This window comes from Paenibacillus sp. FSL H7-0737, assembly GCF_000758545.1.
Classification (GTDB): Bacteria; Bacillota; Bacilli; order Paenibacillales; family Paenibacillaceae; genus Paenibacillus_AQ.
The window spans coordinates 762,079-775,818 of the sequence record NZ_CP009279.1 but is presented as its reverse complement, the minus strand read 5'-3'; the positions used below and the strand labels follow the sequence as shown (position 1 = coordinate 775,818).

At 37.4% G+C, this 13,740-nt stretch carries 9 protein-coding genes; 6 read left to right on the top strand and 3 right to left on the bottom strand.

Annotated elements, in window-relative coordinates; translation table 11 throughout:
- Genes H70737_RS03465 through brxF form a run of 3 tightly spaced genes read right to left on the bottom strand, consistent with a single transcriptional unit; the run spans position 1 to position 6,926 of the window.
- Positions 1-2,754 (bottom strand): DNA methyltransferase, encoded by a 2,754-nt coding sequence (locus H70737_RS03465; RefSeq protein WP_042184802.1) that lies wholly within the window; start codon positions 2,752-2,754, stop codon positions 1-3.
- Positions 2,755-2,761: 7 nt separating this feature from the next.
- On the bottom strand, positions 2,762-6,448 hold the full coding sequence (locus H70737_RS03460; protein ID WP_042184800.1) for a DUF6079 family protein: 3,687 nt from the start codon (positions 6,446-6,448) through the stop codon (positions 2,762-2,764).
- A gap of 19 nt (positions 6,449-6,467) precedes the next feature.
- Complete coding sequence (brxF, locus tag H70737_RS03455) at positions 6,468-6,926, bottom strand: BREX-3 system P-loop-containing protein BrxF (RefSeq protein WP_042184798.1); 459 nt, start codon at positions 6,924-6,926, stop codon at positions 6,468-6,470.
- Positions 6,927-7,412: 486 nt separating this feature from the next.
- Between brxF and radC the strand changes: the two genes are divergently transcribed.
- The 6 genes from radC to H70737_RS03425 all read left to right on the top strand — a co-directional run bounded on the left by radC (position 7,413) and on the right by H70737_RS03425 (position 13,712).
- Entirely contained in the window at positions 7,413-8,258 is an 846-nt protein-coding gene (gene radC, locus H70737_RS03450; protein WP_231573380.1) for a RadC family protein, read from the top strand.
- Between the two features lie 956 nt (positions 8,259-9,214).
- Entirely contained in the window at positions 9,215-9,421 is a 207-nt protein-coding gene (locus H70737_RS03445) for a helix-turn-helix domain-containing protein (RefSeq protein ID WP_042184796.1), read from the top strand.
- Positions 9,422-9,424: 3 nt separating this feature from the next.
- Complete coding sequence (locus H70737_RS03440) at positions 9,425-10,798, top strand: hypothetical protein (RefSeq protein ID WP_042184794.1); 1,374 nt, start codon at positions 9,425-9,427, stop codon at positions 10,796-10,798.
- A gap of 198 nt (positions 10,799-10,996) precedes the next feature.
- Positions 10,997-11,566, top strand: a complete 570-nt coding sequence (locus tag H70737_RS03435; RefSeq protein WP_042184792.1) for a hypothetical protein — start codon at positions 10,997-10,999, stop codon at positions 11,564-11,566.
- A 105-nt stretch (positions 11,567-11,671) separates the two neighbouring features.
- Positions 11,672-13,285, top strand: coding sequence for a DNA primase family protein (locus H70737_RS03430; protein ID WP_052404142.1), 1,614 nt, complete (start codon positions 11,672-11,674; stop codon positions 13,283-13,285).
- A 181-nt stretch (positions 13,286-13,466) separates the two neighbouring features.
- On the top strand, positions 13,467-13,712 hold the full coding sequence (locus tag H70737_RS03425) for a helix-turn-helix domain-containing protein (protein ID WP_042184791.1): 246 nt from the start codon (positions 13,467-13,469) through the stop codon (positions 13,710-13,712).
- Positions 13,713-13,740: the final 28 nt, after the last annotated feature.

Genomic DNA, 13,740 nt, shown 5'->3' with positions numbered 1-13,740 from the left:
CTACAACCCGAGTCTAATTTGAGAGTTGTCGAAGTACATAAGCAATTTGTCATCTTCTTGCAGCACACTCTCGGGAAGGCGTTCACCAATAGAAACTATTGTATGGTAATCTTTTTCGCCCCAAGCTTTTTTAAAACCTACCCGAATAGCTTCTGTACGGAACTGCTTTAGTTTTTTGCGGTTGTTAATAATCTCTTCACGATATGCTTCAAATTCTCGCAATAATGATTTTTCCCTTAATTTTTCCAAGTCGGATTGTTTGTTCGGGTCAGGTACATACCAACGATCTTTAGCTTTTATCTTTAATCTATTATCATTTTTGGCAAGATTTCTTAGTTCTTTATAATCCGAACTTAAGTAAGTGTGAATTTGACTTGGAACATCTTCTATGCCATCGTAGATCAAGAAATTTTGTTCGAGCAGTGCATCTAATTCCGGTAGCACTTCATGTTTAGCAATATGCTGGATTTCTTTCATAAAGTTAGGGTGAAGCTCTTGTCGAGTTTGTGGCTTCTTCATAAGTTGCTGGCGTAACCACTCAATAGCACTGTTCTCATCAGCGACAAATAAACTCATCTGAGTAAACTCTTTTGCAATTCTCTTTTTATCGTATTCTGCAACCTGAGTCTCTAAGAAGGCCATGCCATCGCGCATTGGGAAACGATGCTCTATTCCTGATTGAAAATCCCCTGATGAAATTGGTATCAAATAACCATTTTGCACATGATAAGCAACCATTCTATCAAATAAAATTCTAGGCGTTCGTTCAACAATTATTTCCGCGTTTCCTTTTTTTCCAATAAAAACGGGTAATTGCTCCAAGTGTTGTTTAATAAAAGTCCAAGCAGACTCCTCAGTATTCTGTTCATTTTTCATTTGCTCAATGATAGCACTATGGGGTTTATATGCGGAAATAACTAAATCCTGTTTGACAGCAGTGGTGGTTGTTACTGCCTTGAAGCTCCCTTGCTTTTTATCTAATGATGAAACATTAGCTATTACGAATCCCGCTTTTTCAATTGCTTCTCGGATCGCATTCCATACACTGGCTTTTGAATTGCTAAACTCAACTGTTATCCAACGACCTGGTTTTAGAATCCGATAATTTTCTTTGAAACACTCGTGCATTAAAGACTTATAGTCGTCAATTAGTTTTCTCTGATTATTGTTAATAATTGCTTCATCTTCGTTGTTGGTAAAGACTTTTAACCACGATTCCCATAAAAAGTTAAGTTCAGAATACATTAGATTTGCTCCGAAAGGGGGATCTATAAAAATATAATCGATCGATGCATCCTTGATACAAACTTTAGTGGACGATTGTACACTGACAACGTTATTATAAGTACCATTTGAGGTAATTTTTTTAAAATCTTTTAATTTTCGTTCTAATTGAATGAACGGGTTGTTCTCTTGGGGAGTTGAGCAAATATAGTATGTCCCGGAAGTAGTTCCTCCCTTATTGTTTGCCCGCCACCTATACATCCACGATAAGTTGCTAAGTGCTGCTGTCAAAAGGAAACGTCCTATTTTCTTAATTTTCCCATCACATTTATCTACACTTTTTAAAAACTCATAAAGAACAATATTATTTCTCTTAGAGAGTAAATGCGACACCTTTGTGTGAAAAGAGCCTTTTAGTCTGCCAATTTCATCACCATATATCAAATCATTATTAGGATAATTAAAACCCACATCATACTCATCAATTTTATCCAACAATCTAATATCATCGGCATCAGGTTCTTTCTCAAATCGTTTATTTTGATAAGTATAGCTTATCAGAACTGGGATCATTTTATTTTGGGAATATACTTCATTTGATCTTGAGTCATATTTTTTCACCTGCAGCTTTTCTAATACTCTTTTTGAAATTTCACTTCCACAATGCTTGCAAATAAAAGCATCCTTTACAATACCATTTTCAATATCAACAGCTTCATTCCAAAAAACAACTTCTTGATTACAATTAGAGCAAACAAAAACCTCACTGAATACTACATAATTTATCTTGCCTTTATGAACCTGAGAATTATTATGATTAGTTTGATACATCCAACCAAGCTTCTTCTCTACTTCATTTATTACTAATTCTAATTCTTCAATTGCTTCTACATCCCATGTGATATGATTAAATGAGGAACTGATGTGTGACGCAACAGGGGATAAATCATTCAAAAGAACATTTCGCTTTCCAACTTTATAATGATTTTCACCATTACTGTCTAATAGTTCGTTTACCTTCGATGCATCCCCACATAAATTCCCGGCAACTCCAGTCATACCTGATCCACTAAAACCATCAAATACAATATCACCAGGTTCAGTGTAGTGCAGAATATATCTCATTACAGCCTTAAAAGGAACTTTAGTATGATAACTATGAGCTAAATAGATCGGATCATTTTTGCCTTCACTGACATCAGCTGCAAAGGGTTCTCGATGATAGTCCTGCTTATCTTTTCCATATTTTTCTTGCTTTTCTTTATTCCATTCCACAATAAAATCATTGATCCAGGGATTTGGACAGGCAGTGTAGTAAGGTGGGTCGGATAACGCTAAAATCGCCTCGTCTTCCCCCATAGGGTACCCTGCTATATTCTTCAGATCCGGCAGTTTTTTGCGTAGTTCCTCTGTGAAATATTTACGACGTGTCTCATCATTATCAAAGTTTAAACCCAAACAGGTCACAGGACCTGTTTGGGTTTTATTTTTCATCTCAAAAAGATTACCTTGCATAAAATTATTGCTCATAGATATACTACTCCTTCTTCAACATAATACGAATCCGACTCGAAGCTTGGCTACCAACCTGATCTTTCAATAATTGCTCGAATCGAAGGCGAAGCTCTTCAACTGTTAATGGATTCCCGTCTCCTGCCATCTCTAATAGACTAGCCAATGGCAGTTCGACTTTCTGAATACCATCCAAAACCTCCTTAATCGTTTGGACTAAGCGTAAATCAACAGGCATTCCAAAAGATTTCTCCATTATAAAACCTTCTATAATTTGCTGTTGATCCCAAGATAGCAATTGGATGTTATCTTTCAGTTCACTATCATTAAGATTGACTAACAATGTATTTGTCCACGCCTCAAGTAACTCCTCTAGTTCGTCTTCTAGTTTTTTTGCCGTAATTTGTTGTCCATATTTCTCATCTTTCGGACGATATTTGCAATGTGGACAAACAGGAGAATGCTCCAACTCGCTCTTTTGCAATTTCCAGCATATTTTTAATTCATCTGATTTGGTTTTCCATTCATGCAACTGTTGTGCAGGCAAAATTGAAATTGACGATATTGTCTGTAAAGCATCAATACGCCCATCACGCTTGAGTTGATTTAACTTATTTTCTTCAGTCGCGCCCAGCCGAGATGTAGAGTGTTGAGCGTAATATGCAGTGATATACTGTTCCTTCAACTGTTCTATAACTTTAAGCTCAGTTGTACAGTCTCCATCTTCCTTGAGTGCATGATGTAGATCCTCAAGCGCCACTTCCGTTTTCGAATACCAATCATCTGTAATTGGAATATGATTCATTGCACTCACAAGATAATTGGCCTTTTTGGTGATCTGAGAAGCATATTCCCTTAATTGAATAAGTTTATCAACTAACTCTATTAACTCTTGCTGACTTCTAATTTCATCGATTCCTTTTTTGAAATTTTTCAATTTAGCGGGAGTATCGAATACCTGGAGACCTTGTAAGAAATGATTAATGGTTTGCAAGCTATTTTGATGTTTCTTCAAATCTTCGTCTGAGAGCAATGGCAGTTCCCATGTGGGTATTTTATCCTTGAGATCATGTTGAAGCTTAACAACTTTAGCCAATAACTCCTGCACTTTAGTCTGGAGTGTCTGGACTCCAACCGGCTGAGAATCAGGTTGAAGTAAGCCGTGACTCATATGGAATAAATCAAACAACGCTCTCATTTCAGCTAACGGCAGATCGCTTGGCTTCTTAATATGACTAAACTCAGCAATTCCTTCCGCTTTCAGTCCAATTAATTGAGAAAATTTCATAGAGTCATACGACTCACCATTAATTGTAACTACTACATCACCAGTGTAGACAAGCACAGCTAAGATTACACTTAAGAGTTCAGGTTCTAATTGAAACTCTTTGGTTTTCTTAACTTCCCAATCCCCCTGTGATTGAAGAACTTCTAGCAGCTCAGAAGCATTAAGAACCTGTCCATGTCCTTTACTACTCAGTAACTCCATAACCCATTTTGCATAACCTGATTTATTTACATTTATTTTTTCGCCATCCAGTAGAACAAGACCATCCAAGATTGTTTTTGCTGTTTTGGTCTTTGGGTTAGAGATTTGACTTAATGTCTCAGGGATATATGTCTTCAATAGAGCCTCTCTCGTTATACTAACACTGCTAAGACGAAATGTTGGGTAATTTTTGTATTTTTCCTCGAACCACGTCGTTAAACAATCATCTGCTGCCGTGTCAATAATTTCCCGCACCGTCGGCATTGCAGGAGCTGACAGACTCCAATCAGCAAGTTTCTTAGTCACACCTTTATAAGTCATTTTGTATGCTGATGGCATATTCACAACCAGCCACTTCATTAACTTCCGCAAATATTCCGCTGCCTTATCCTCATAAAGTTTTTTTGTAGCGCTGGAAGCTGTTGCGAACATTTCCCGAGCACCAGCATATAACCGTAAAGTAACATGGAACAAATCATCCTTCGTATCCAGCTTGAAAAACACTTCATCAGGTTTATTTTCATCTTTAAATTTAGGCAGGTCATACGGTTGCAACATATAAATGTAGAAGTCTCGTTCAGGTTGCGCTGTAGAACGTTGATTGGGCGCTCCAAAGAATAAATACCCTGGTCTCGTAACCTTTCGAGCATACCAGTTTAGTTCATGTTGCCAGATGCGAAATCCTGAAACATAACTTTGGGACCCGTCATCTGTAAGTTTCTCAAGTACCTCAAAATAATACCGATCCAACTGATTACCAACCAGCAATTCTGCTTTTTCCTCAATTAATGAATCTACATCCGTTACTTTTTCAAGATCAAGATAATATTGCCCATTATCCCGGTTTAATGAAATGAATTGATAACTCACAGATTTCATTATTTCGTTCAATACCGTATCAATTGTGGCATTCAAAAAATCAGAATCTAGATCTGGGAAATCGATGTACAAAAACAACTGGTCCCTTAACTCAGATGAAGTTACTCCAATTTTCACCTTGATATCATCCGTAGTTAATCTAAATACTGAGAGCGCCCGAACAATCCGCTTTGCCATTGGCTTGTACGAGGCCTTCGCTTTAGGAAAACCGTTTTCGATACGGTCCATCAACACATCTGACTTTTCTAAAACTTCACGCACATCTCTATCAGTACGTAAAGTACGATCCCCCTGAATATAAAGCCAGTAGTTATCATAAGAGATAACTCCTGGGTTATTGTCCGGAACATCATTATCAAGAAGCTTCTCAATTTCCTCGCTTATAGTTGTAAGCGCAACACGCTTTTCTACTACCCTAACATTTTCAAACGCCGATAAATACGCGGGATGTATAGGGAACAACGCAGCGTGCTTTTCAATTTGCTCCCCGAGCTTATCATATAGCGGTGCAAATTTAAGCAAATGCTCGCGAATGAGAGCCTTTTGACGGTCATCCTTCCTCAACAGCCGCTGGGAAACCACGAATTCAATGTCCTCTCGAACTATGATCGCCTGAACAGTACGTTCTTTAACTCGGCGGAGCTCCGCAGCGACAAATTGGAATTTAGGATTATCGAAAAGCATCTCCTGCACTCCAGTCATAAAACGGAAGCGTGTTGTTTGGCATATTTCTCCCATTGCACGTAAGAAGCCTAAGTCAAGTATCAGCTCTTGCTCTTTACGTGTACGCAAATAGTCAAGCAGCTCGTCAATAACAAGCAAAAAACCATGATCAGGATAAACCTCATGAAAGGCAGCCATCATTCGTTTCATTTCATCTTTATTACTGATTAATGTAGATATATTCGGCATCGTGTAATCAACGCCAATTTCTTGAAGATAATTTGTCATCTCTTGATATAAAACTTCACTTAGGGAAACCTGTATTCCATCAAATTCTACTCGCAACACTTTAAACTTACCTTCAATTTCTCTTGCCGCTTTTTCAGCAATAATTTCATTGTGTATGAAATTGGACGTTCCATCGAATTCTGCAATTGCTGCAATTACGCTCATTAAGTGAGATTTACCGGTACCATAGTTACCTACAACCATAATTCCCTTATGATCTATCGGTCTTTGAAATTGAAGTTGTTCTATAATTACATCATCAATAACTTCCGCCATCCGATCGGAGATAACATACGTATCTACAAGCCTTTGAGCTAAATGATCTTCAGCTGTATCCTTCAAAACAACGACGGACTTTATTGGTTCAAATTGAATTAAATCTCTATACTTCATCGGAAAGTGCCTCCTCTAATTAGTAAACAAATATCCTATTACTATATTCGTCATTTTGATAATACTCTGAATGCTCAGGAGTTGCATACTTAAGCACTCCTTGCTCTTCTTCACCTGGCCATAAGATAAGAAGTACTGTGTTCCCGCTGAGCGCTTCCATTAGCTTGACGGGATTTTGTTTTAATTCGTGATCAAATAAGTATTCTATATTGTGTAGAAAGATAACATCATTATTTTGTTCAGCGATAACCTTCCTCAGCCATTTTACCACCTGGAACGGGCGCTTGTCCGAAGAAATAAATCTTAATTGATCAGAGAGATACCGGCTAATATTTATTGATGAGATGTCTTCTCTTTTTAGATCAGTTAAAACATCGTTCATTCGATTTGATTTTTCTAACTTAATGAAGAGTAGTTTGTGTCTCTGATTACGTACGCTCATGATCTCAGCCTGTAATCGCTTAACTTTATTACTCATCGGTTTCCCACCTTCTTATAACATATACTACAACTGCCCTACTACAATGCTCATTCCACTATAACCCTATATTTTGATAATTAGCTGTCATCGAAAGTGTATTCCGACTCTCTAATGCAAAATTCATCCTGTTTTTCCTATTAGATAAACAAGGATTTACAGATTGTTTATTATTTAATATTCTTCAACTTCTGCTCTAATCCTCCTAGAGACCTATTTACAATCCCTTATCCTATCATAATTCCTTAATCTAGCGTCTATAAGTAATTTATAAACAATCAAATCTATATTATATCTTTGATAACCAAGATAGATCATCGTTTGGCTGTTACCTATACTTGAACCTAAATATTACAAGGAGATGATATGATAACAGCAAATTTCGAATCAATGTTTACGTAAGAGAAGAACCATGGCACGTACTTGGCGTTTGAGTCGATGAGTGACTAAATTCTAATCAAGCATTATTTACAAGCAGCTGAACGATTGGACGGTCGTTCAAAAATCTATCCAAAAAAAGATCTTGCAGAAATCCCAGGCTATATAGCAAATAGACGAGCATCCGTTGATCGGATGCTCGGTGTCTTTACGGACAAATATAAGATTCACCAAAACCATAAGCATCTGCCTTCGCAGATGAGTCGCTTGGTGAAGGGTGTACAATCCGAAACAGCAAGCAGCTCAATAATTTATCAAATAAAATTTATTAAGGAGTCAGATAATTTTATGAAGGGTACCCAGTACGAGCTGAAATATTGGTTAGCAAATTCTATTCGTGAAAACCCTCGCAGCTACATTATTGAAGAAATTTTTACCAAATTTCCTACTACAGCGGAATTGATCGATGTCACCGAACAAGAGCTGATTTCAATTAAAGGAATTGGAAAAATCAAGGCGCGTCAGATCATTGCTGCATTAAAGCTTGCACAAACGATGTCGATATCTACGCCGCCAATTCGTAAGATCCTGAGTCCTGAAGATGTCTACATACTAGCCGAACCTGAGATGCAATATTTAAAAGTAGAGCACTTTGTCATATTAATGCTCGATTCAAAGAACGGAGTTATTGCAAAAGAACTCATATCTATTGGATGCCTCAACGCTTGTATAGTTCATCCAAGAGAAGTGTTTCGTCCAGCTATTAAACGCAATAGTGCATCGATAATATGTATTCACAACCATCCTAGCGGAAATCCAGATCCAAGCCCGGAGGATGGGGAAATCACAAAACGTTTGACAGATGCTGGAACTATTATTGGAATCGAAGTGCTGGATCATATTGTCATCGGCCATCATAAATATGTCAGTTTAAAAGAACGAGGATTAATGTAAATCGCATTTGTCCTCATTCTTATATTCGAAGGTATATTAAGGCAATGGAAACGGCAATGAAGTTTCATGCAGATATTATTGTTGAAACGGAATAACTAACTCATTGATGAGTGGCTCACATATCGTCGGAGCGAAGATGGCGGTTCTAACTTCGTCGCCATCTGTGGCATATCAAAACTCGGATTACTTTCATCGATGTTGGCAATGAGCAAGTTAAATCAGGTATAAACGAAGAAGGGGCTACTAAAAGCGTGATCACGGACAGTATGAAGAAATGTGTTAGCCGAATCCGTGTTGGGAGCGACCTGTATAAAGGAACGCTCACATGGGATAAACAAAAGCAAATGATCGTCGTCCCAGATAGCTATATTCTTACTATCAACAGATGGGCTGGCTCAATAATCAATCGGCTTTATCTGAAATCATTACTAGCAATTCCACATTTACTTCAACTACTATAAAAGCTTCTCTAACCAACTAGCTGAAGCAAAAAATACATCCGAACAATCGACACTCAAACAATTAAGGCAGCCAAAAGATTCAAGCTTAGACGGTTTTGATGAAAGGGTCCAGAAAACGCAAATGCAGAATATCTCCGAGCAACATATGCTGCAAATCTTACAGAATCGACTATCAGAAAAATGCAGAACTGCAATCGCATGAGAAATCAAAACCTCCCCCACCCTATATATGGCTGAGGGAGGTTTTTTCAGGAGGTACCTGCAAGATCGAAAATTGTAAATATATATTATACTTCTGACACTATGCTAGATAGTGGTTTTCGGAAGGGCAGAACATAGCCTTCAGGATCATAAATCTACGAATTCTTGCGAATATTAGAATCATTCCTTATTCTCCATGGATGCTATGTAATGCAACATAAGGTGAGATAACGAAGTATAATGTTTAATAATGAAACAATTATGTAAATAGATACTAATTGGTGGTGACATTAAATGTATGATGACTATAATGAAATTATCACTGTCGGACAATTAGCCGAGCTCTTGCAAATCGGTATGAACACGGCATATAAGCTGATAAACTCTGGAGAAATCGAGTCGTTTCGAGTTCATAATGTCCATCGAATTCAGCGGAGTGCAGTAACGGATTATATTATTAGAAAGAGCACCAGTTGCAACCGATTTAAAGGAGAATCCTAAAGAATGTTATATATTAATGCCACTTCACAAGACACTATGGAATCATTACTCGATACTTATAATTTACCAGCCCGTGTCCCTAAAGAAATTTCTGAGATTTCAACATTAGCCAAATATGCCTTTGAATGTTGTTTGCATCTAATTCCTTATGAGATAAGACAATTTTTTAATGTCAGTAACGAAAACTCTATTTTAAAATCAGAGCTAATCCTGCATATAATTGTTAATACATATATGGTGCAACTAACTAAATCCGAAGGGAATATAAATCGAAACGGAGCTTTATTTACGCGGGTATTTGATTTTTTTGATGTTGCCTTAACCAACGAAAAACCTGTTAATAACCTATTCGGAGATAAGAATATTCCTCGAGTTGCACAAGAGCACTTCAAAAAACTTGCTGATCACTGGATGCTCCCACTCTCGGACGATTCCCCCCATGCTATCCCAGCCTTTGTATCTCCATTGATTGCATTTCAAGCGGTCCATACAGATTCTCATAAGGTCATCAACAACTACACGAGTAGTCTGCATAGTTGGAACTACCTCAAGCAGAATAAGGAAATAGGGGGGAACTTACACCTACATTTTTACGATAATTTCAAATATTTATTAGATCAATTCCCGAGCATCGACAGGATTGAACGCTTGTTTGAGGGAAATCAGTTAAGTTATCATCCTACCTTAAACCGGATTTTATTTGAACGAGAATATCAATTAGGGCTTGCGAATAAAATAGCAATGATGACTATGCATTACGCTAATGAAGCCAAAAATCATTATTATCAATTATTAAGCAAAGTGGCGCTACTTCCAAACGTTAATGGTAGATTGTATTATTTAACCTCAATGCTAGTTGGAAGTCCTGACCCCTGTGTTAAAAGTAACCATAATATAGTGATAACGAGCGCTGATGAACATTTAATAAGAATCAAAAAATTAAGCTCTGCTCTTATAGGCATGGCACTGATAACTATTCCTTTGATGGAAGCCTATTTTCATTACCTCTGGAAGCAGGGAACTTTCTCTTTCAATGATCACACTATGAAAATGGTTATGGAGGAGTATGGGCGTAATAATTTCATCGATGACCCAGTCAAACCATTGGTAATTCCTGGTGTACGCTCAAACATATTTGGTGCAAGAATGCATGGTGAGTGGGAACTTGCGGAACTACCCTTTGAGCAGATTCGCGACATATTAAAAATTCTCAATAAAGCTTCTGCTCTGCATAAAACAACTTTAAGCAATATTTTTATGCAGCCATATCAATACTTAAAAAACAATGGCTATGATAAATATGATCTGATGTTATTGAGTGATTGTCAGATAGTCAATGCAATTTCGGATGTAATTGAAGTTAACTATTTTCAATAAGTATTTCTTTAAATGGAGTTGTCTCTCAATGAGAGACAACTCCATTTTTTAACCATAAATTTTATCACGAATCAAAAATAAAAACTAGACGTATTCCTAGAAAAACTAATTGGGTTATCGGAAGTTTCAAGGATGTCTATTGAAGTATGATCATTCACAGAGGCGCTTCACAATAAATCGTCATAAGGAGAAACACGAATGATCACAAAAACATTACTTAGTAGTATGACTGAAAAGGAAAGTAAGCTAGCTTATCAACAGATCAAAAAGAAAAAAGATATCCAACTTTTAGCCAGTAATGGGATAGAATCTGGAGTTTTCATCGATGATACGACACTTGACCCGTTCAATCTATTTATTGGGTTTGCAAGTAATCAAGGTAAAGTTTGCAAAGGTCAATATGGTAAAAAGTGCTTTTTATTCCCTTCAGGTAACTCTTCCGATTTAACAAGAATATGGATCGACTGCAGGGAGCAAGATGACATTAAGTTTCATATTAATAGCAGCGGTCAGTATTACGAGCTTTCCAATGATAATGAGGAACATGACGACAAATTACTAATAGTTCTTCTTCATTGCCCTGATTTTATTCAGTTTTCATTATATGATGGGAGTTTACCAATCCAAAAGATCAGTCATTTATTCACTACTTCAAGTCAAGCGAGTGAAAAAATAAAAACAATTGCACACAGTATATTGAACCAGCAATTTCCAGGGTTATCTCAGTACCTACACCAATTGGAAGGTGAAGTATATGAGGACCAATAAAAAAAAGTCAATCAACAAAGAAATATTACCGATGATGTTGATGCTTATGTAGTAGCACTCAATACACTTAATGTTGGAAGACTAGATAGAGCGACCCTAGAATCAATGGATACCGAATTAATCGACAATGACTATGCTCAATCTGAAAATGGTATTTTCAGCAAATCATATATTGAATCACATTCCATTAATATTGATGAAATTGATATCGCCCCTGCTCCCACGCAGAGCCAGTTAAATCAAGAATACTACGAGAAACACAACGAGTCGATTAATGACTCTGTCATTGAGTTGAACAAGACCCCATTAGTACTGACTGGTAGCGAAATCGAACCAGAAGAGAATAACGTCGTGTCACGGATACCCTTTGACGTTCAAGTAAAATTGGCTTTTCTTGAAAAAAGAACAGTACGTTGCTGTGGTTCTAGTGTGTTCCTCTACAAAGACGAGTTTGGCTGCTATGAAGAACAAACCGAATCCAGTCTTCATGTCGCAATTCGTGGCAGTTTAAGTCATGAGATGGATTTGAAACTAAACAAGCACAAGATTTCAGATGTTGTCCATCGCATAATAAGTAGTCCTGATCTTCAAGTGAATCACGACGAGTTCGACAATCACAATAATTTAATCAATTTCAAGAACGGCGTGTATAACATAAACACTAAAACTACACTTCACCACTGTTCTTCATATTTATTTACTAGCTATATCGATGCTGAATACGGGGAACCTCCTTCCCGTATTCGGATCAATCGTATGTATTCGAATAGCGGATTAGCAAGTCAGGGTTATTACTTCAAAAAGTTTTTAGATGATTGCACAGATGGCGACCCGCTAAAGAAGAAGTCGCTACAACAATTAACCGGATATATCATCAGCAATGAATGGCGGGCTAAGAAATTCTTTGTGCTTATTGGTCTGCCCCATACAGGAAAAAGTGTTTGGTTAGCATTGTGGCGTTCATTAATTGGCCCAAAGCACACCACTGCCATGTCCCTAAAGCAGCTGGGAGAAACCCGATTTATGACAGCTGAGTTGTTTAAGTCAAAACTAAATATTAGCGCAGAGATGGATGAGAACGGGTCTATAAAGGCTACTGACGTAATTAAGACGATAACCGGAGGTGACCTTCTCACTGCAGAAAAGAAGGGAAAGGACCCCTTTCAGTTTTATGGTAAAACAAAACTCGTGGCAGCAGGTAACCACATGCCTTTCCTGAATAAAATCGATGGAACTTCAGCTTTTACTGATCGAATCCTATTTTTGATGTTCAACAATACCATCCCTGAGGAGAAAAGGGATAAGTCATTAATGGATAAGCTGATTAATGAGAAAACGTATATCGTTGAATGGGCTATAGAAGGCTTGCTCGAACTGATGGAAGACAATCTAATCTTCACAGAGAGTGAGGAAGCATATGCCTTTAAGCAACGCTATATTAATGAGTTGAATAACGTCTCAGAATTTGTCAAAGATCGTTGCTATGTCGATCTAGTCGATGAAGAATGCAAGGTGCATCGCAAAGTGATATATCCATCATATAAGCAATACTGTCGTGATAACGGATTCAAAGCACTCAGTAAGCAAGAATTTTTCGTTGAGATCTTAAAAATGAATGTAAAGCAAGGGAAATTGAGGATTAATGGATCAACGCCATTACAAGGGTATCGCGGCATACGGCTCATGACTGGCACTGAACAAAAATTACTTAAAGCATAGTCAGTTTTAATGGCTACGTTGGCTACATCGGCTTTAAACCCTGATTTTAAAGGGTTTATAGAAGATTTACTGTAGATTCGGTTAGCCACAGTAAAGCTACTATAGGCTACACGATAAGTCACCAAAATAAAATATACATTTTGTTCCAGAAAAATCTAATTAAAAGGAGATTGATATACGGATGGATACAGTAATAAAAACAACAACAGCGCCAGAATACATGGCTTCCCATACTAACCGTAACACCTTGACATTTGCAGAAGCATGGGACGAAGTTTTTGAACGTGCCATTTCAAAGGATAAGCTGTATGCCGAATGCAGAGCTGGACGCATCCCTCACATGAAAATCGGTTCCAAGCTACTTTTTAGACGCGCTACTTTAGAGGCTTGGATTAGTGAGCAAGAAACAGCAAACTTCAAATCTTGATCTTGTTCAGCCGGCTTAACATGAAATT

Bases quoted from the DNA above. Each gene is read 5' to 3' on its own strand.
- H70737_RS03465 (WP_042184802.1), bottom strand. From the start codon at position 2,754: ATGAGCAATAATTTTATGCAAGGTAATCTTTTTGAGATGAAAAATAAA.
- H70737_RS03460 (WP_042184800.1), bottom strand. From the start codon at position 6,448: ATGAAGTATAGAGATTTAATTCAATTTGAACCAATAAAGTCCGTCGTT.
- brxF (WP_042184798.1), bottom strand. From the start codon at position 6,926: ATGAGTAATAAAGTTAAGCGATTACAGGCTGAGATCATGAGCGTACGT.
- H70737_RS03445 (WP_042184796.1), top strand. From the start codon at position 9,215: ATGTATGATGACTATAATGAAATTATCACTGTCGGACAATTAGCCGAG.
- H70737_RS03440 (WP_042184794.1), top strand. From the start codon at position 9,425: ATGTTATATATTAATGCCACTTCACAAGACACTATGGAATCATTACTC.
- H70737_RS03435 (WP_042184792.1), top strand. From the start codon at position 10,997: ATGATCACAAAAACATTACTTAGTAGTATGACTGAAAAGGAAAGTAAG.
- H70737_RS03430 (WP_052404142.1), top strand. From the start codon at position 11,672: ATGGATACCGAATTAATCGACAATGACTATGCTCAATCTGAAAATGGT.
- H70737_RS03425 (WP_042184791.1), top strand. From the start codon at position 13,467: ATGGATACAGTAATAAAAACAACAACAGCGCCAGAATACATGGCTTCC.